The 18,853-nt window shown below is 69.9% G+C and carries 14 protein-coding genes and 1 pseudogene; 4 read left to right on the top strand and 11 right to left on the bottom strand.

Going from position 1 to position 18,853, the window contains the following annotated elements:
* Positions 1-2: 2 nt before the first annotated feature.
* Together RPX00_RS13315 and RPX00_RS13310 are read left to right on the top strand one after the other, a co-directional pair.
* Entirely contained in the window at positions 3-926 is a 924-nt protein-coding gene (locus RPX00_RS13315; RefSeq protein ID WP_406642898.1) for a ParA family protein, read from the top strand.
* Positions 923-1,935, top strand: a pseudogene (locus RPX00_RS13310) (ParB/RepB/Spo0J family partition protein). The gene RPX00_RS13315 and the pseudogene RPX00_RS13310 overlap by 4 nt, the downstream one beginning before the upstream one ends.
* 130 nt (positions 1,936-2,065) lie before the next feature.
* Here RPX00_RS13310 and RPX00_RS13305 read toward each other — a convergent pair.
* Together RPX00_RS13305 and RPX00_RS13300 are read right to left on the bottom strand one after the other, a co-directional pair.
* The gene (locus RPX00_RS13305) at positions 2,066-3,016 is read right to left on the bottom strand and encodes a D-alanine--D-alanine ligase (protein WP_406639834.1); all 951 of its coding nucleotides are present in this window, start codon (positions 3,014-3,016) and stop codon (positions 2,066-2,068) included.
* Between the two features lie 30 nt (positions 3,017-3,046).
* On the bottom strand, positions 3,047-4,366 hold the full coding sequence (locus RPX00_RS13300) for a PLP-dependent aminotransferase family protein (protein WP_406639832.1): 1,320 nt from the start codon (positions 4,364-4,366) through the stop codon (positions 3,047-3,049).
* A gap of 182 nt (positions 4,367-4,548) precedes the next feature.
* On the opposite strand from RPX00_RS13300, the gene RPX00_RS13295 reads away from it, so the two are divergent.
* On the top strand, positions 4,549-5,193 hold the full coding sequence (locus tag RPX00_RS13295) for a GNAT family N-acetyltransferase (protein WP_406639831.1): 645 nt from the start codon (positions 4,549-4,551) through the stop codon (positions 5,191-5,193).
* 840 nt (positions 5,194-6,033) lie between these two features.
* On the opposite strand, the gene RPX00_RS13290 is transcribed toward RPX00_RS13295, so the two are convergent.
* The 9 genes from RPX00_RS13290 to RPX00_RS13250 all read right to left on the bottom strand — a co-directional run bounded on the left by RPX00_RS13290 (position 6,034) and on the right by RPX00_RS13250 (position 17,207).
* Positions 6,034-7,182, bottom strand: coding sequence for an N-acetylmuramoyl-L-alanine amidase (locus RPX00_RS13290; RefSeq protein ID WP_037809125.1), 1,149 nt, complete (start codon positions 7,180-7,182; stop codon positions 6,034-6,036).
* 268 nt (positions 7,183-7,450) lie between these two features.
* A complete protein-coding gene (gene trxA, locus RPX00_RS13285; RefSeq protein WP_009085330.1) occupies positions 7,451-7,774 on the bottom strand; it encodes a thioredoxin in 324 nt (107 codons plus the stop codon).
* 29 nt (positions 7,775-7,803) lie between these two features.
* Entirely contained in the window at positions 7,804-8,796 is a 993-nt protein-coding gene (trxB, locus tag RPX00_RS13280; RefSeq protein WP_406639830.1) for a thioredoxin-disulfide reductase, read from the bottom strand.
* Between the two features lie 95 nt (positions 8,797-8,891).
* Positions 8,892-9,689, bottom strand: coding sequence for a hypothetical protein (locus RPX00_RS13275; RefSeq protein WP_406639829.1), 798 nt, complete (start codon positions 9,687-9,689; stop codon positions 8,892-8,894).
* A complete protein-coding gene (sigM, locus tag RPX00_RS13270; protein WP_406639828.1) occupies positions 9,686-10,351 on the bottom strand; it encodes an RNA polymerase sigma factor SigM in 666 nt (221 codons plus the stop codon). The genes RPX00_RS13275 and sigM overlap by 4 nt, the downstream gene beginning before the upstream one ends.
* A 31-nt stretch (positions 10,352-10,382) precedes the next feature.
* The gene (locus tag RPX00_RS13265) at positions 10,383-11,981 is read right to left on the bottom strand and encodes a hypothetical protein (protein ID WP_406639827.1); all 1,599 of its coding nucleotides are present in this window, start codon (positions 11,979-11,981) and stop codon (positions 10,383-10,385) included.
* A 79-nt stretch (positions 11,982-12,060) separates the two neighbouring features.
* Positions 12,061-13,839 (bottom strand): murein biosynthesis integral membrane protein MurJ, encoded by a 1,779-nt coding sequence (murJ, locus tag RPX00_RS13260; RefSeq protein ID WP_406639826.1) that lies wholly within the window; start codon positions 13,837-13,839, stop codon positions 12,061-12,063.
* A gap of 684 nt (positions 13,840-14,523) precedes the next feature.
* Complete coding sequence (locus tag RPX00_RS13255; RefSeq protein ID WP_406639825.1) at positions 14,524-16,686, bottom strand: DUF6049 family protein; 2,163 nt, start codon at positions 16,684-16,686, stop codon at positions 14,524-14,526.
* A 14-nt stretch (positions 16,687-16,700) separates the two neighbouring features.
* Positions 16,701-17,207, bottom strand: coding sequence for an NUDIX hydrolase (locus RPX00_RS13250; protein WP_406639824.1), 507 nt, complete (start codon positions 17,205-17,207; stop codon positions 16,701-16,703).
* 101 nt (positions 17,208-17,308) lie between these two features.
* Between RPX00_RS13250 and RPX00_RS13245 the strand changes: the two genes are divergently transcribed.
* A complete protein-coding gene (locus tag RPX00_RS13245; protein ID WP_406639823.1) occupies positions 17,309-18,760 on the top strand; it encodes a CCA tRNA nucleotidyltransferase in 1,452 nt (483 codons plus the stop codon).
* Positions 18,761-18,853: the final 93 nt, after the last annotated feature.

Here is an 18,853-nt window from a genome sequence, read left to right as displayed (position 1 = left end):
CGGTGAATCCCCCGCCGTCCGACTCCGCGGAGGCCAGCCAGGAGATGGGCTGGACGCCGATCGCTGAAGAAGCCGTTCGCGCCGCGAGCGTGCTCCACCCCAAGGAAGGGGAACTTCCCCGACCGGCTCGCCGCCGGGTGCTCACCGTCGCCAACCAGAAGGGCGGGGTCGGCAAGACGACGAGCACCGTCAACCTGGCCGCGGCGCTCGCCGTGCACGGGCTGAAGACGCTCGTGATCGACCTCGACCCGCAGGGCAACGCCAGCACCGCGCTCGACATCGACCACCGCTCCGGGACGCCGTCCATCTACGAGGTGCTCATCGGCGAGGTGTCGATCGCCGAGGCCGCGCAGCAGAGCGAGCAGTCCCCCAACCTCTTCTGCGTGCCCGCGACGATCGACCTCGCCGGTGCCGAGATCGAACTCGTCTCCATGGCGAACCGCGAGACGCGGCTCAAGGAGGCGCTGTCGTCCGGGGCGCTCGACGAGATCGGTGTCGACTACGTCTTCATCGACTGCCCGCCGTCGCTCGGTCTCCTCACCGTCAACGCGATGGTCGCGGCGCAGGAAGTGCTCATCCCGATCCAGTGCGAGTACTACGCACTCGAGGGTCTCGGGCAGCTCCTCAGCAACATCGAACTCGTGCAGCAGCACCTCAACCGCGAACTCAGCGTGTCGACGATTCTGCTCACCATGTACGACGGCCGCACCAAGCTGGCCGACCAGGTGACCAACGAGGTCCGGAACCACTTCGGCGACACGGTGCTGAAGACGGTCATCCCGCGCAGCGTGAAGGTGTCCGAGGCACCCGGCTACGGCCAGACCGTCCTCGCCTACGACCCCGGTTCACGTGGTGCCATGAGCTATCTCGACGCGGCGAAGGAGATCGCCGAGCGGGGCGTGAAGGAGAGGAGCAGCACCACATGACTGAGCGCAGAGGAGGGCTCGGCCGAGGGCTCGCGGCCCTCATCCCGACCGGCCCGGCAGCGCCTCCCGCGGCCGCGAGCGACGTCAGCGCGCCCGCGGAAAAGGCTCGCGAGGACAAGGGCTGGTTCGCCGCGAACGGTGCGGCGGGCCAGCCGGTCGCGGGCGGCGAGGTCGCCGGCGCGGTGTACCGCGAGATCCCGGTCAGCTCGGTCAAGCCGAACCCGAAGCAGCCTCGCCAGGTTTTCGACGAGGAAGCGCTCGCCGAACTCGAGCATTCGATCCGCGAGTTCGGGCTCATGCAGCCGATCGTCGTCCGCGAACTCGGGGACGACGAATACGAACTCGTCATGGGCGAGCGCCGGCTGCGGGCGTCGCAGCAGGCGGAACTCGAGGCGATCCCCGCGATCGTGCGGCAGACCGCCGACGAGTCGATGCTGCGGGACGCGCTGCTGGAGAACATCCACCGCGTGCAGCTGAACCCGCTCGAAGAGGCGGCGGCCTATCAGCAGCTGCTCGACGAGTTCGCGGTGACGCACGAGGAGCTGGCCGGGCGCATCGGCCGCAGCCGTCCGGTCATCACGAACACCATCCGGCTGCTCAAACTCCCCTCCCCGTACAGCGCCGGGTGGCCGCCGGGGTCCTGTCGGCCGGGCACGCGCGGGCGCTGCTGTCGCTGGAGGATCCGGATAGCCAGGAAGAGCTGGCGGCACGGATCGTCGCCGAGGGCATGTCGGTGCGCGCCACCGAAGAAGCCGTCACGCTGAAGAAGAACGAAAAGCCAGCCAAGCCGAAGTCCGCTCCCCGCAAGCCGATCCAGGCACCCGGGTTGCAGGAACTCGCGAACCGGCTGTCCGATCGGTTCGATACCCGGGTGAAGGTCGACCTCGGCCGGCGCAAGGGACGCATCGTTCTGGAGTTCGGCTCGGTGGACGATCTTGAGCGGATCGTCGGGATCATCGACGCGAACTCGGGGGAAAAATCGGCGAATCAGACCGACGAAACCGATTAGGGATCACCCAGGGGCGTTTCGTCACGGTGATGATTGCGGATCGAGGCGGCGATGGTCACCCGGAGTGGCCGCCGGAATCGACCGGCGCGGGGAAGGGCGGCAGTCCGCCGCCCGCCCCGTCCGCCTGGTCTTAGTTGGCGCGGGCGACCGCGCGCGCGACGAGATCCGCGAAAACTGAACCGAGGGTGGTGCCAGCGGCCTCGACGGCCATCGGCACCGTCGAGGTCTCGGTGAGACCGGGCGAGAGGTTCACCTCAAGGAAGTGGACTCCCCCGTCCGACGTGATCACCGCGTCGGTGCGCGAGATGTCGCGCAGCCCGAGCCACCGGTGCGCGCCGACGGCGAGTTCGCTGACCGCCTTCGCGGCTTCGTCGGAAATCCGGGCCGGGGTGAAGAAGTCGGTGAGACCGGCGGTGTAGCGCGCCGTGTAGTCGTAGACGCCGCTCTCCGGGACGATCTCCACCGCGGGCAGGGCCTCGGCCCCGTTCTCCCCTTCGATGACCGTGACGGCCACTTCAACGCCGTCTACGAACCGCTCTGCGAGCACGGTGTCGCCGTAGGCGAAGCAGCCGACCATCGCCGCGGGCAATTCCGCCGCTTCCCGGACCACCTGGGTGCCGAGCGCGGACCCGCCCTGGTCCGGCTTGAGGATCAGCGGCAGCCCGAGCCGCTCGACCATCGCGTCGAGCACCGACTGTGCGCCCAGCTCACGGAAAGTGCTGTGCGGCAACACAATCCAGTCCGGCGTGGAGAATCCGGCCTGCTGCACGAACGCCTTCGCGGTCGGCTTGTCCCAGGCGCGACGGCAGCCCTGCGAGTGGGTGCCGACGAACGGGACGTCGAGCATTTCCAGCACGGTCTGCACCGAGCCGTTCTCACCCTCACCGCCGTGCAGGGCGACGACCACCGCGTCCGGACGCTGCGTGCGCAGCCGTTCCAGCAGCCCGGCGTCGGTGTCCCACTCCTCCACCGTGAGGCCCTCGGACCGCAACGCGGCCGACAGCCTGCGCCCGGAGCGGAGCGAAACGTCGCGTTCGTGGGAAAGCCCGCCGGCGAGCACGGCAACGGTACGGTCGACCACCGTGGGAACTCCTTAGTTGTGCGGGGCGGCTCAGACCGTGTCCGGAGACGGGGTCTCGGGCCCCGGGATGGTGCGCGCCTTCACGCTACCGAAGGTGCGGCTGAGGTCCATTTCGGACTCGAGCACCGCGGCGAGCCGCCGCACGCCCTCACGGATGCGTTCCGGCGTCGGATAGCAGTACGACAACCGCATCTGGCGTGAGCCGAAACCGTCGGCGTAGAAACCGGTGCCGGACGCGTACGCCACCCGAGCGGTGACCGCACGCGGCAGCATCGCTTTGGTGTCAACACCTTCCGGCACGGTGACCCACACGTAGAAGCCGCCGTCGGGGTTGGTCCAGGAGCAGCCGGGCGGCAAATACTGTTGCAGCGCCGACAACATCGCGTCGCGGCGTTCGCGGTAGTTCTCCCGGAACTTCTTGACCTGGCCCTTCCAATCGTGCGTCGCGAGGTAACGCGAGACGATCATCTGGTTGAAGGTCGGCGGGCACAGCGTCGCGGATTCCGCTGCCAGCACGAGCTTTTCGCGCACCGCGTGCGGCGCGAGCACCCAGCCGACGCGCAGCCCGGAGGCGAACGTCTTAGAGAACGAGCCGAGGTACACGACGTTGTCCGGGTCGAGCGAGCGCAGCGCCGGATAGGTCTGGCCGTCGAAACCGAGCAGGCCGTACGGGTTGTCCTCGATGATCAGCACGCCGTGCTCGCGGCAGATCTCGACGATCTCCGGACGCCGCTCGACCGACAGCGTCACGCCGGCCGGGTTGTGGAAATTCGGGATCGTGTAAAGGAATTTGACCCGCTGACCGGCTTTTTCGGCCTGGTGCAAGGCTTCCCGCAACCCTTCGGGCACGAGGCCGTGCTCGTCCATCGCGACGTGCACGACATTCGCCTGGTACGCGGAGAACGACCCGAGCGCACCGACGTACGACGGGCCTTCGGCGATCACGACGTCGCCGGGGTCGCAGAAGAGCCGGGTCACCATGTCGAGGCCCATCTGGGAACCGACGGTGACCACGACGTCGTCGGGGTGCGCCTTGATCCCCTCGAGAGCCATGATTTCGCAGATCTGGTCACGCAGCGCGGGAATCCCGTGCGCGGATCCGTACTGCAGGGCGACGAGCCCCTCCTCGGCGATGATCTCGCCGACCTGAGCCGAAAGCGTGTCGAGCGGCAGCGCGGCGAGGTTCGGCATGCCACCGGCGAGCGAGACGACCTCCGGCCGGCTTGCCACTGCGAAAAGCGCGCGGATCTCGGATGCGGTCATCCCCGCGGTACGTGCCGCGTACCGGTCGAGATGCGGGTCGAGATTGTGGCGGCCGGTCTGCGGCTTGGCGGGGCGGTTCTCGGTCATCGGACACCTGAGGGCTCGGTGGTACCTGCTGGTAGATCCATCGAGTGTAACCGCGGCCTCTTCCGGCTCCCCGCTCTTCCGGCGCTTGTCACATCGGCCTATCCTCGGGGAGGTTCTTCCGGTGCCGCCTGCGCTTTTCGCGGGCGTCGAGGCCGGAGTTGCGGGGTCCAGGGAGGTTTCAGGTGTCACGTCGCGTGGTGGGCGTCACCCTGGACAACCTTGAGCACCTGCCCAAGAGCTGCCGTCAGTGCGTGTACTGGGAGCTGGCTCCGCATCTGAAGGCGCAGGCCGAGGAATACGGCTCCACCGAGGTCGAGAAAGAAGCCTGGGTGTCCAGCGTGCTGCTGGAATGGGGTTCGTGCGGCCGCATCGTCTACAGCGACACGCTGCCGGTCGGTTTCGTGCTGTACGCCCCGCCGAACGCGGTGCCCCGCTCGCTCGCCTTCCCGACGTCGCCGCCCAGCGCCGACGCCGTCCTGCTCACCGCGTTCCAGGTCCTGCCCGAATTCCGCGGCGGCGGCCTCGGCCGGATGCTCGTCCAGGCCGTGGCGAAAGACCTGACCAAACGCGGCGTCCGCGCCATCGAGTCATTCGGCGACGCCACTCCCGACGACGAGGACCCGCTGGGCCAGCACTCGTGCGTGCTGCCCGCAGCCTTCCTGCAGAGCGTGGGCTTCAAGACGGTGCGCCCGCATCCGAAGTACCCCAGGCTGCGCCTGGAACTGCGCTCGGCGATCACGTGGAAGGAAGACGTCGAAGCGGCCCTGGAGCGCCTGCTGGGCCAGGTGACGATCACGACCGCCGAACCCAGCCTCGGCCGAGCCTGACCCCTCCGCACGGCTGGGGTCAGCCTGAATGACCGCGCGAACACCCACCATGAACGCGCTCCCCACCACAGCCCTGCTGGTCACTCTCCGTACCCACCGCACCCCCGGCCCCGCTCTGGCAAGCGCTTCACCACACCCGCCAAGCGCCGCCTTCTGCACTCCTTTAAACACCCTCCCGAACCGCATCACCCGAGGTCAGCCTCGCACCACCAACCGCCGACTCCCCTCCACCGCGGCCACTCCCAACCCGCCCCATACCACCTCTCGCCAGCCCGAAAAACACCCACTCCCGGTACCTGTGCACAACTGTGGAAGAACCCCCGAGTTATCCACAGATTGCAGATAGAGGCCGTGGAAAAGCTGTGGATGGATAGAATGGATCTGGGGACGCCCCCCGTGGAGGGTGGGGGCTGCCCCCAGGTGTGGTGGGTGCTGGAACCGTGGGGCGCAAGGTCTTGTGGCGCCGGTTAAGCGGTGGCTGGGCTCCGGTTGTTTAGGGAGTGGGGTGTGGGGTGGTGCTTGGGGGCTGCGGTTGGAGGGTGCGGGGTTCTCGGGTAGGGGGCGAAGCGGTCGGGTGTGACTGTGGGTAGTGGTTGGCTGGGGTGGCGCGGATCCGCGGGCGGTGATTGGTGCTTCCGCGAGACGGAGACGGGGCGGGGGCAGGAGGGATCCCGACGCGACGGATCTGGTGAGGTCCGGCGCGAATGGGGATGCCTAGCGGGCGAGGGGGGCTCAGGGGGCGTGGCAAGGGGGTCGAGCGGGCCCTGGGCGGAATCCGGCGGGGAAGTCCGGTCCAGGGCGAATCAGGCGGGCTGACGCCGCGCTCCGGAGCGGGAAAGGCTATTCGGCCTTGGCCAGTTCGTGGGCCAGGACGTCGGCGAAGGTGAAGGTGCCGGTGGGCTGGTCGCCTTCGCCCAGGAGGTACAGGCGCTTGACCGCGATGAGGATGCCCTCGGCCACGACGTCGCGGAAGGCTGGGTCTCCTAGGCGGGCGGCGTCGTCCGGGTTGGTCAGGTAGCCGATTTCCACGCGGACCGCGGGGCAGCGGGTGCGGGTGAAGATCTCCCACGTCTTGTAGTGCGTGCGGCAGTCCAGCAGGCCGGTGCGTGCGGCGACTTCCCGCTGGATGAAGCCGGCCAGCAGTTCGCCGACGGTCGACGTCGTTCCGTTGCCCGTGCCGAAGTGGAAGCTCGCCACGCCCTGGGCGCGCGGCGACGGGTTGCCGTCGCTGTGCAGCGACAGGAACAGGTCCGCGCCGGCGTCGTTGGCGAAACGGGCGCGTTCGAAATCCGTCGGGCTGTGGTTCGGGCCCCGGCTGATCAGGGCTTCCATGCCGGTGGCCTGCATGCGGCCTTCGAGGCGGCGGGCCAGGTCCCAGGCGATGTCGGCTTCGCGCAGGCCGCCCGCGACGACGCCGAGGTCCTCGCCGCCGTGGCCCGGGTCGATGACGATGCGCTTGCCGCGCAGGCGCGGGCCTGCTTGGCGCACCTGCTCCTGCTCGCGCAGGAAGACCGGGCGGCCGCCGCGGGCGCGGGGCGACGACAGGCGGTGCAGCTCGCGGATGGTGGCCGGGCCGCAGATGCCGTCGGACGTCAGGCGCATGTCGCGCTGGAACGTGCGCAGCGCGCGTTCGGTCTGCGGGCCGAAGTACCCGTCCGGGCGACCCGCGTCGAAGCCAAGCTCGGTGAGCCGCTCCTGAAGAGTGAAAACGTCGTCGCCGTGCACCGGCGACGACAAAAGGTACTGGAGCGGGCGGCTCCCGAGGTGATAGCTGGCGCCCTTGAGCGCCTGGTACGTCGCAGGGCCCACTACGCCGTCGGTGATGAGCCCGCGGCGCTGCTGGAACGCGCGCACGGCCTGCTCCACCGCGACGTCGAACGTGTTGTACCGCTCGGTCCCCGCCACCGGCGGGAGCAGATCCATCCCGGCAAGGATCGACCTGATCTCGGCGACGTCGGGACCGGCGTCACCGCGGCGGAGTACCCGCATGCACTCCTCGCTCTTCCTCAGGCACCGAAACCGGCTCGATGCGAAACAGAAACCCGGGTAGGGGTGTACCCAGGCACCTATTGTGCCCTGTGAACTCTCGGTGAGTACGCAGGCCCGGTCGGTGCGCCACCGGAGAGGGGCCGGGGCCCGTGACGGACACGCCGAGTGCACCTGCGCCCCCACCCCCGTGTGGGTGGTTCCCGAACGTGCGAGAACCCGGACCGGCGAGTCGATTGCCGCTGGCCCGGGTTCTCAGCAGGTGGACCGCTCAGAGCACGTCGGCGAGATCGGAAAGCAGCGCGGCCTTCGGCTTCGCGCCCACGATCTGCTTCACCGGCTTGCCGCCCTGGAACAGGATCAGCGTCGGGATCGACATCACCTGGTAGTCACGCGCCGTGTTCGGATTCTCGTCGATGTCGAGCTTCGCGACGGTGATCTTGTCGCCGTTTTCCTTCGCGATCTCCTCGAGCACCGGGGCGACCATCTTGCACGGACCGCACCAGGTCGCCCAGAAATCGACGAGAACGGGCTTCTCGCTGGTGAGGACGTCGTCCACGAACGACTTGTCGGTCACCTTCACGGGTTCGGACATCGCTTGCTCCTTCAACTCGGTGGAAAAAGTCAGTGCTCGCCGGCGCCGTAGCCGCCGCCGACCAGTTCCGGTGCCTCGTGCGCGTCGGCTTCGCCGTGCTCCGCGAGCCATCGTTCCGCGTCGATCGCCGCGCTGCAGCCGGAGCCGGCCGCAGTGATCGCCTGGCGGTAGGTGCGGTCCACCAAGTCGCCGGCGGCGAACACGCCGGGCACGTTCGTGTAGGACGTGCGGCCCTTGGTGATGACGTAGCCGTCCTCGTCCACGTCCACCTGGCCGCGCACCAGTTCGCTGCGCGGGTCGTGGCCGATCGCGACGAAGAACCCGGTCACGTCGAGCGTCTTCTCCTCACCGGACTTCGTGTCGCGCACCTTCAGGCCGGACACCGTCCCGTCGCCCTCGACGCCGGTGATCTGCGAGTTCAGCTGCCACTTGATCTTCTCGTTCGCGCGAGCGCGCTCGAGCATGATCTTCGACGCCCGGAACTCGTCCCGGCGGTGCACGATCGTCACCGACTTGGCGAACTTCGTCAGGAAGGTCGCCTCCTCCATCGCCGAGTCGCCGCCGCCTGCCACCGCGATGTCGTGGTCGCGGAAGAAGAAACCGTCGCAGGTCGCACAGGCGGACACGCCGCGGCCAAGCAGCTCCTGCTCGCCCGGCACCTTCAGGTACCGCGCGGCGGCGCCCATGGCCAGCACGACGGCGCGCGCGGCGTAGCGCTTGCCGTTCGCGACGACGTACTTCACGTCGCCGGTCAGCTCAAGCGATTCGACGTCCTCCGCGCGCAGCTCGGCGCCGAACCGTTCGGCCTGCTTGCGCATCTCTTCCATCAGGTCCGGACCCTGGATCCCGTCGCGGAAGCCCGGGAAGTTCTCGACCTCGGTGGTGGTCATCAGCGCGCCGCCGAACTGCGTGCCCTCGAACACCAGCGGTTCGAGCTGTGCGCGCGCCGCGTAGACCGCTGCGGTGTAACCGGCAGGACCCGACCCGACGACGATCAGGTTCCTGATTTCCTCGGCAGCCACCCGTCAACCCTCCGCTCGTAGTGACCTGTGCTCCAGGCTCAACACGATCGTAGGTGGAGGTGTTCCCGGCGGTGACGGCCGCTACGTCCTGCCCGCTACTTCTTGCCGACCACCTTGTCGAACAGCTTCGCCGGGTTGCCCGGACCGCACTCCGCGCCGAACGCGACCAGCCGGAACTGCGCGAGCTTGCCGGTGGTGTAAATCGCCACCACGCCAGGCTTGCCGTCGACGGTCACCGGCCGCACGCCCTCCGGTCGCACCGCCGGGTCCATGCCCGCCGCCTCGACACACGCGTCGAACCGCTTCACGTCCTGCAACGGGCCGTAGTTCCGCACGCCGAGACCGCCGCCGAGCAGCGCTTCCGCCCCGCTCCCGTCGGCACCGACGGACGGGCCGCCTACCGCGGACGGCGCGGGCGCGGCGACGCCGGACGTATCCGTTTTGGTCGTGCCGGGAACGGTGAGCGTGATGGCCACCGCGGCGGCCGCGGCCGCGGTCAGGATCCCGGCACCCCAGCCGAGCTGCCGGTTCCGCCTCCGCCGCGCCGCCGACAGGTCCACCACCGGCGCGACCTGCTGCTCAGCAGGCTCCGGTGCGGCCGCCGGAAACGTGGCCTCCTGCCGGGCGGCCGACTCCGCGGCGAGCGCGGCGTCGAGCTTGGCCGCGAACTCGGCGGGCATCGGCGGGGCCGGTTCCGCGGCGAGCGCGGACAGGTCGGCGGTGGTCGCTTCGAGGGCTTCGATGATCGACCGCGCTTCTGGATCCGCGTTCACCCGCGGCCACAGCTGAGCCGCCTCCTGGTCGTCGAGCACCCCGGCGTGGAGGTCGGCGAGCAGGTCGACAGACCAGGGCGGTCCGATGGTTCCGCCTGCCCCCCGGCTCTCGTCCGTCATCGTCCCTCCCCGTTCCCCGGCGAGCGCTGGACTCGCCCGGCACTCCGGGACCCCTCCGAAGTGGCGTGCTTGCGTTTGCTTTCGTTAGTTGGGACGTCGCCACCCCCGTCCGGGTTCCGCAGATGCCCGAGAACCTTCGCGAGTTTTCCCCGCCCGCGCGCACACCGGCTCTTCACCGTGCCCTCGGCGATGCCGAGCATTTTCGCGGTCTCGGCCACCGAATAGCCCTCGACGTCGACGAGCAGGATCGGCGCGCGCTGGTCCTCGGGCAGCTCGTCGAGCGCCTGGCGGACCAGCAGGCTGGTTTCCCGCTGCGCCATCGAATCGCCGGGCGCGGCCGGTTCGTTGAACTCCCCGGTCTCGGGAAGCGGCACGGTCGGCCGGGCCTGCTTTCGCCGGATCCGGTCGAGGCACGCGTTCACCACGATCCGGTGCAGCCAGGTCGTGACCTGCGACTCCGCCCGGAATTTGCTCGCCGCGCGGAAGGCCGAGATGAACGCCTCCTGCAGCGCGTCCGAGGCCTCTTCCGGATCGCGCAGCGTGCGCAGGGCGACCGCCCACATGCGGTCTCGATGCCGCCGGACCAGTTCACTGAACGCATGCGGATCACCCGCGGCGTGTGCCGCGATCAGATCCGCATCCGTGGGAGCTGCAGCCGTCACCCGGCAGAGCCTACTGAGTCGCGAACGCAGCTCACGCCGCAGGCAGGAAGCTCAACTCTCCGAACTGGCTCAGGAAGCCGTCGCCGCCGTTGTCGCCCAGCTGGGTGATCCAGACGATGAAGTACTGGCTTTGCGTCGGCTGCTGCAGGGTGATCGTGGTGTCCGGCCCGTTCAGATCGCCGCTTCCGACCACCTTGGTGTCGTCGAGCTGCGGGTTCTTGCTGTCCGCCGACCGGATCTCGACCTTCGTGCCCGGGCTGTTCGCGCTGATCTTCACCTGCGCGAGATTCACCGGGTCGTCGAACTGGACCGCGATCCCGACGCCGGGCTTCAGCGCGGGCAGCTGCTGCTGGTACTGGTCGGTCTTCCAGATCGTGCCCGGATCGCCGTCGATCGTGTTCTTCGCCCGGCCCGGGTTGTCGCCGGAGCCCTGCGGGTTGTAGAGCGAGGCCGACTTCGGGGTCACCGGCTCGCCGATCTTCGGCCCGGCCGGCGGCTGGTTCGACGGCGGCGGGGCCTGGTTGCCCGGTTTGGCCGGGGCCGAGCTGGGCGGGGCCGCGACGTTGATCGTGGGACCGGTCGCCTTCCCGTCGCCCTGGAACAGGTTGATCAGCATCAGCCCGCCCCACGCGAGGATCACCACGGTGGCGACTACCAGCACGGTGACGCCGAACGCCAGCTTCCGCCGCCGCGCGACGTCCTTGACCGGCTTCTTCGTGGTCCAGATCGTGCCGTCGGTCTCCGCCGCCGCGTCGTCCTTGCCGACCGCGTTGATCAGCTGGGTGCGTTCCTCCTGCTCGGCGACCTGGCCGAGCACGCGAAGGATGGCCGAGCTGGTGCGGATTCCGCCGCTGCCGCCGTCCTCGATCGTGCGCACGGCCAGCGAGGACAGCTCCGGTGGCACCGCGGGCACCAGCGACCGCGGCGGCACCACGTGCCCCTGCGGGGTGAGCGGGGCCGCGGGGATCGCCGGCGGCCCGCCCGGCAGCGCCCAGCGTCCGGTGAGCAGCAGGTACAGCACCGCGCCGAGCGCCTTGACGTCGTCGCGCAGCGTGGCTTCCGGCAGCGGGCCGGGGAAGGCGAGCTTGAGCGCGCCGCCCGGGGTGAGCCGCAGCCGCTGCGGGTGGTCGAGGCCGAGGACGAGGCCGTTCTGGTGGGCATGGTCGACCGCTTCGGCGAGCGCCTGCACCATCCGCGCGGCCGCGGCGGGGGCCACCGGGCGCTGCGCGACCAGGTCGACCAGGTCGCTGCCCTTCGTCCACTCCGCCACCACGACGCCGAGCAGCCCCTCGCTCGAGGTGACGCCGCTGCCGAGGCTGAGCACGTCCAGCACTCTCGCGACGCCGCCGTGCCCGAACTTCGACGCGTGCGCGGCTCGCTCCAGCGTGCGCCGGGCCTGCCGGGCGGCCTCCGGATCCGCCGGATCGCCGACCAGCAGCGTCAGCGCGACATCCCGCTTGAGCTGCCCGTCTCGTGCCCGCCACAGGTGCGCGGCGGCCCGCTCGTCTACCCCGAACTGGGCAAGCAGGCGATACCGGCCGTCCCCTACGACGCGTCCGGGTGCGAGCGATCCGCCCCGGGCGCGAATGCCCGCGGCGTCCCCCGCCTGCTCGCTTCGTCTCGTGTCCACGCTCTCTCCCGCTTCGCTCCCGGCACCGAGGGTACCCGGATCATCAGCCGTAGAAGCGTCGTGAGTCGTGAATCAATCGTTACCCGCGCTTGATCAATCGGGTGAACCTTGATGTTACGGGCTTCAGCTCCTCGACCTTCAGCGCCATGAGCACGCCGAACGAGACCACGATCCCGACGATTCCCTGCAGGATGAGCTTGATCCAGGCGTGCGGAACCGGGCTCAGCGACGAGGGCACGATCAGCCCGACGACCCAGGCGGCCCCGACGCCGAGGACGCTCGCCACGACGGTGAACAGGATCACCCCGATCACCCGCTTGCTGCGCAGGTTGCCGAGCGTCACCCACAGCCACACCTGGCCGAGCATCGCGCCGATCACGTAGGTCAGCGCGTTCACCATCATCACGCCGAGCACGACGTTCTCCGGGTTCAGCAGCACCGGGCACAGGAACAGCAGCGGCACCTTGACCACGGTCATCACGATCATGATCAACGTCGGCGTGCGGGCGTCCTTCATCGCGTAGAACACCCGCATCTGGAGCATCACCAGCGCGTACGGCAGCAGCGCGAACGCCGTGATCGCCAGCGCCTGGCCCATCCGCTGGGCGTCCTCCAGCGTGCCCTTGCCCATCGCGAACAGCGCGACGCCCATCGACGAGCCGACGATGGTCATCACCGCGGAAATCGGCACGAGGGTCACGGTGGAGATCCGCGACGCGTAGGAGAGGTCGGCGACGAGTTTCTTCGTGTCGCCGTCGGCCGCGGCTCGGCTGAGCCGCGGCATGATCGCGGTCAGCAGCGAAACCCCGAGCACGCCGTAGGGCAGCTGGAACAGCAGCCACGCATAGTTGTAGGCGGTGACGCCGCCGGAGGTGCCCTTGGTGAGCACCCGGGTGGTGATCGTGAGGCCGACCTGGCTGACCGCGACGTAGCCGACGACCCACAGCGCCAGCCCGCCGAACTCCTTCATCCGGCTGTCCAGGCCCCAGCGCCAGCGCGGGCGGAAGCCGGTCCGCAGCAGCGGCGGGATCAGCATCAGCGCCTGTGCGGCGATGCCGCCGGTGACGCCGAGGCCGAGGGTGAGCACCTTCGGATCGGTGATCGAGGGATTGCCGGTGTCGATCGAACCGGGCATCAGCCACACCACGAGGATGGTGAAGATGACGACCAGGTTGTTGATCACCGGGGCCCACGCGGTCGGCCCGAATACGTGCTTGGCGTTCAGCATCGCCGAGACCAGGGCGAACACGCCGTAGAAGAAGATCTCCGGCAGCAGCAGATAGGCGAACGCGGTGGTCAGCCCCGCGCTCGCCTGCCCGGACGAATCGATGTACAGCGAGGTGAACGCCGGTGCCGCGATCACCGCGATCACGGTGCCGATGAACAGCACGGTGACGCCGGTGGTCAGCAGCCGTTGCGCGTAGGCCTGTCCGTGGTCCGGGTCATCCTGCGAACGCACCAGCAGCGGCACCACCACACTGGTGAGCACGCCGCCGAGCAGCAGTTCGAAGATGATGTTCGGCATCGTGTTCGCGACGTTGAACGAGTCGGTCGCGATCCCGGACCCGATCGCCGCGACCAGCAGCACCTTCCACAGGAAGCCGGTGATCCGGCTGATCAGCGACGCGATCGCCATCCGCCCGGACGCCTTGGCGACCGAGGGGCCCTCGTCCTTGGGCTGCTCGGGAGCCTCGGCCGGACGCGCGAGCGGCGCGTCCTTGATCCGCGGCATGACCTGGGTGGCCAGCGCGTCGTACGGGCGCAGGACATCCGGGTCGGCGGTCGGCCAGCGTGAGGGGGCGGCCAGCGGGACGCCCGCGGTGCGCGGGATGAACCGGGTGGCGTCCGGATCCCGCATCGCTTCTTCCTGCCACGGCCGGATCGGCGTGCCGGGACGCGGGCTGCGGCCCCGGTGCACCGGCGGCGGCGGTGGGCCCGGCACGTTCGCGGGCGGCGGCGTCGGCTGCGGAAGCTGGCCGCGGTTCAGCGGCTGGTTCGGCGGGAGCGGTTGCGGACCCGACGGCGGGAGTTGCTGCGGACCGGACGGCGGACCGGACGGCCTTGGCGGGGGCGGCCTGCGGACCGGCGGCATGGCCGCCCTGGTCGGGGCTGGGCGCTGCTGGCCGTTCGGCGGCGGGACGCGGCGCGGCGCGCGGTCCCGTGGCTCGCGGGGTTCTCGGGGGTCACCGCCGCGCGGGTCGATCCGGCGCGGCTGAGCCCGATCGGAAGGCGCCCGATCGGCGGGCGGACGGTCGTCCGGCAGCGGCATCCGGCGGGTGCCGTTGGGCGGCGGCTGCCTGCGGTCGGCGGGCGGCGGCGGAGGGGGCGGCTGGCGACGGGCGTCCCGGACGGCGCGCCGAGGCTGGTCGTCCCGCCTCGGCGGCGCGCCGTCCCGCCGAGGACGACCCGCACGCTCGGGTGGTTGACCCGGCTCTTTGTCCAACGCGTGCCCAATCCTCTGCGGTCCCCTGGTCCCTGCCATTGTGGCAGCGCGGACCCAGGGTAATCGGGAACGGGCGCGAGTACCCGTCCCCTCGCGATGTCAGGGCGTGCCGCCTCGGCTTTCCTTCACTCGCCGGTAGATCCGCCGGGACGCCAGCAACAGCAGCGCGCAACCAGCGACGACGGTGACGATGATGGTGATCGGGCCGTACTCGGTCGAGGTCAGCTCGAACCGGGCGGTCGCGCCGAGATCCGTGCCCGCCGGGGTGGTCAAGGACACATCGACCGACAGCCGCCCGGCCCGCAGCGCCTCGATCTGCACGTATTTGGTCTGGCCGCCCTTCGCCGGGAAAAGCCAGTTCTTGGTCTGTTCGGCGGGCCGGATGCCCATGTTGTTCTTGAGCGCGATCTGCGCGCTGACGCCGACCGGCAGGTCGTTGTGCACATACACCGGCAGCGGCGAGGACCCGGATGCGAGCGCAAACGTTTGCTTCGGCTGTTCGACGGTGACCTGGTCGCGGATCGCGGCGAGTTCGGAGGTCGCGTTCGCCGAGGCGGACGAAGGTGCCGCGGCGGTCCCGAACGCGGTCGAGCTGCCGCGGACGAGCGCGTCGCGGACCGGTCCGACGATCGCCTTCGGCTCCACCCGGTTCCTGGGGTCCAGCTGCATCGCCGACAGCAGGCTGGCGGCGTCCTGGTCGAGGCCGGACAGCTGATCGGCGACCGCCGCACCGCCGTCCGAACGGGTGTTATCGACCAGCGAAGCGCTGCCGTCCGGGGTGCTGCCGAGCAGGTCGTCGAGCGTCGAACCGGTCGTGACCCCGGCGGTGGTCAGCTTGCCGATCCCGGACAGGAAGGCGTTCAGCTCGTCCGTGGTGGCGTCCCAGCGTCGCGGCGGAGCGACGAGCAGAGGCGCGCCGGATCCCTCGGTGCGGCCGAGGCCCGCTTCGAACGCGATCGCGGCGAGGCCGTTCTGCGTGGAGACCGCGCGTTGCGACGCTCCGCTGTACGTGGTCGGCGTCTGCGGGCTCGGCACGAAGCCGGTGAGAGCGCTGGTGACCATCGAGTTGGTCGGCTGCGCGCGCAGACCGTCACTCAGCGTCGCGGCACCGGTGACAGTCTCGTCATCGCCGCCGGCCCGCAGCTTCGCGCTGCCGGTGAGCACTGTCTGAAAGCCGCCCGCCGAGATCGCCGACAGTGCCTTCTCGTCCGGCGCTCCGCCCGGCCACAGCACGCCGCTGCGCGACTCGACGCCGAGCACCTGCCGGATGATCGCGGTGCCGTTCAGCGCGGTGGTCATGAGGCCGGAGTCGGCGTTGCCGTCGGCACTGCGGACCTTGCCGAGCGTGGTGAGATCGGCGTCGGCGAACGGCATCGGGACCACGCATCGGCCGGTGACCAGCGCGCGCAGCGCGGCCAGCCAGTTCGACGCGGCGTCCGCGCCCTTGCCCGTCCCGCCGCCGCTGACGCGGTAGCCATTGCGCATCGCGTCCACCGTGCGCAGCAGGTCCGGGTCGAGGGCGAAGCACAGCGAGCCGCCGACCTTCTGGTTGTTCTCCTGCGCCGCTCGCGCCGCCGAGACCAGGGAATACAGCCGTCCGCCCGGGCTCAGTTCGCCGGCGAGCGAATCGTCGGTGAGCGTCATCGGCACGCCGAACGGCGCGGACTGGATGTGCGGCGCGCTGTCGGTGATCGGCCACAGCACGGCCACCTTCGAATGCCGCGGAGTGGCCTGGTTGTTCGAGTGGCCCGGAGTCGAGAGCACCGGCATGAGCAAGCTCACCGCGGCGAGCCGGGCCGGGCCGCCGTACTCCGGGGTGCCGTTCACGTTCACCAGCAGCGGGTACACACCCGGCCGCAACGCCGCGCCGCGCGGACCGGTGAGCGGCACCGTGATCTCCATCCGGGCGCTCTGTCCCGGCTCCAGCTCTTCGGCGAGCGTGGTGAAGTCGGTGAGCGGGCTGTCCTGCACCGGGTTGCCGGCGAGCACCGAATCCATCGCGCGCGGGCTGGTGAGCCGCTCGCCGATCTGCAGCCGGGCCATCGGCTTGACGATCCGCCGGGAGCCGGTGTTGGTCACCGTCCCGGTCACCGTGATCGCCTGGTCCGAGCTGGTGACGACGCGCGGGGACAGCTGGCCGAGATCGAGGCGCAGCCGGGCAGGTTCTGGAGACGGGTTCTCCTGCGCGCTCGCCGGAGCACCGAACAACGCGGTGGCGGCGACGATCAGCAAGGACAGCAAGAAGGCGGCGGGCCGCTTCACTCGGGTGCTCCCTCTCAGCCGCGCTCGTCGGGCGCGAAAAGTTCAGCTGCCCCGCGAACCAGCTTGCGCTCGTCCGCGTAGGCGAGGGTGGTCTCCAGCTCGGCCAGCGGAACCCAGGCGACCTCGGTTACCTCGACGTCCTCGTCCGACAGCTCGCCACCGGTGGCTTCGAGCAGGAAGTGGTGCACGGTCTTGTGCACCCGGCGCTGCTGCGCGACGAACCAGTAATCGATGGTGCCCAGCGGGTGCAGCACGCGCGCGGAGATGCCGGTTTCCTCCTTCACCTCGCGCACCGCGGTCTGCTCCACCGTTTCCCCGTCCTCGATGTGGCCCTTCGGCAACGACCACAGCAGTCTGCCGTGTCGGTCGAGCCGCCCGATCAGCACCGCGCGTTCCCGGAGCGGGTCGACCACGAGTCCGCCGGCGGAGGTCTCATCGACCGTGGTCAGCCGCCTGCCGCGGTGGCGCCGTCGCCGCCGGCGCGGCTTCGGCCCTCCGGCGCGACCGGCAGATCCAGACATGCTGCGATGCTAGAGCAAACGGCCGCCCGGGTACTCTGGCTCTCCGTGTCCGTGTCCGGCGGTGCCCGAGGTATCGGCGCCATTTTCGTGGTGGGATTCGAGTGAACAACCTGGTCGCCCAGCAGAACGCGGTGACGGAACTGATGCGAGTGTCCCCTTTGGCCGATGAGCTGGCCGAGCGGTTCGCGCGCGCGGGCCACAGCTTGTACCTGGTCGGCGGCAGCGTGCGCGACGCGCTGCTCGGCCGGTTGTCCAACGACCTCGACTTCACCACCGACGCGCGCCCGGACCGGGTGCTGCAGATCGTGAGCGAATGGGGCGACGCGGTCTGGGACGTCGGCATCGCGTTCGGCACCGTCGGCGTCACCAAGAACGGCACGACGCTGGAGATCACCACGTTCCGCGCGGACAGCTACGACCGCGTCGGCCGCAATCCCGAGGTCACCTTCGGCGACACCATCGAGGGCGATCTGCTCCGCCGCGACTTCACCGTCAACGCGATGGCGATCGACCTGGTGGGGAAGACGTTCATCGATCCGCACGACGGGATGGACGCGTTGCGGCTGAAGGTGCTCGACACCCCGGCGCTGCCGCAGGAGTCGTTCGCCGACGACCCGCTGCGGATGATGCGCGCCGCCCGGTTCTCCGCGCAGCTTGGCTTCACCGCCGCGCCGCGCGTGGTCGAGGCGATGACGTCGATGGCCGAGGAGATCGACCGGATCACCGCCGAGCGGGTGCAGACCGAGCTGTCGAAGCTGATGCTGGCCCCCGACCCGCGGCCGGGCCTCGAACTGCTCGTCGACACCGGGCTGGCCGACCGGGTGCTGCCCGAACTGCCCGGGATGCGGCTGGCGATCGACGAGCACCACCAGCACAAGGACGTCTACCAGCATTCGCTGACCGTGCTCGCGCAGGCGATCGCGCTGGAGAAGACCCACGAACCGACCAGCGAGCCAGACCTCGTGCTGCGGCTGGCCGCGCTGCTGCACGACATCGGCAAGCCGGCCACCCGGGAGTTCCAGCCCGGCGGCGGCGTGAGCTTCCACCACCACGAGGTGGTCGGCGCGCGGATGACCCGCAAACGTTTGCGGGCGCTGAAGTACTCGAAGGAAATCGTCGAGCAGGTTTCCCAGCTCGTGTTCCTCCACCTGCGGTTTCACGGGTACGGCGGCGGCGAGTGGACCGATTCGGCGGTCCGCCGCTACGTCACCGACGCCGGTGACCTGCTGACCCGGCTGCACAAGCTTGTCCGGGCCGATTCGACCACGCGCAACAAGCGCAAGGCGGCCGCGCTGCAGGCGACCTACGACGACCTCGAGGCCCGCATCGAGCGGATCAAGGAGCAGGAGGACCTCGACCGGGTCCGCCCGGACCTCGACGGCAACGAGATCATGCGGCTGCTCGGGCTCCCGCCGGGCCCGCAGGTCGGCCGGGCCTGGAAGTTCCTCAAGGAGCTGCGGCTCGACCGGGGTCCGCTCGACCACGACGAGGCGGTCGCCGAGCTGAAGAAGTGGGCGACGGCCGAAGGTCTCGGTTCGGGCGAACAGGCCTAAGAAATGAACTCGGGATCGCAGGTTCGCCACGATCCCCCATTGGCCTCTGGATCAACGACCGGGCACCCGCGATACTCCCTCTTTCAAAGAGAA

This window comes from Amycolatopsis sp. WGS_07 (genome assembly GCF_045278895.1).
Taxonomy (GTDB): domain Bacteria; phylum Actinomycetota; class Actinomycetes; order Mycobacteriales; family Pseudonocardiaceae; genus Amycolatopsis.
This window is presented reverse-complemented; position numbering and strand designations above follow the sequence as displayed.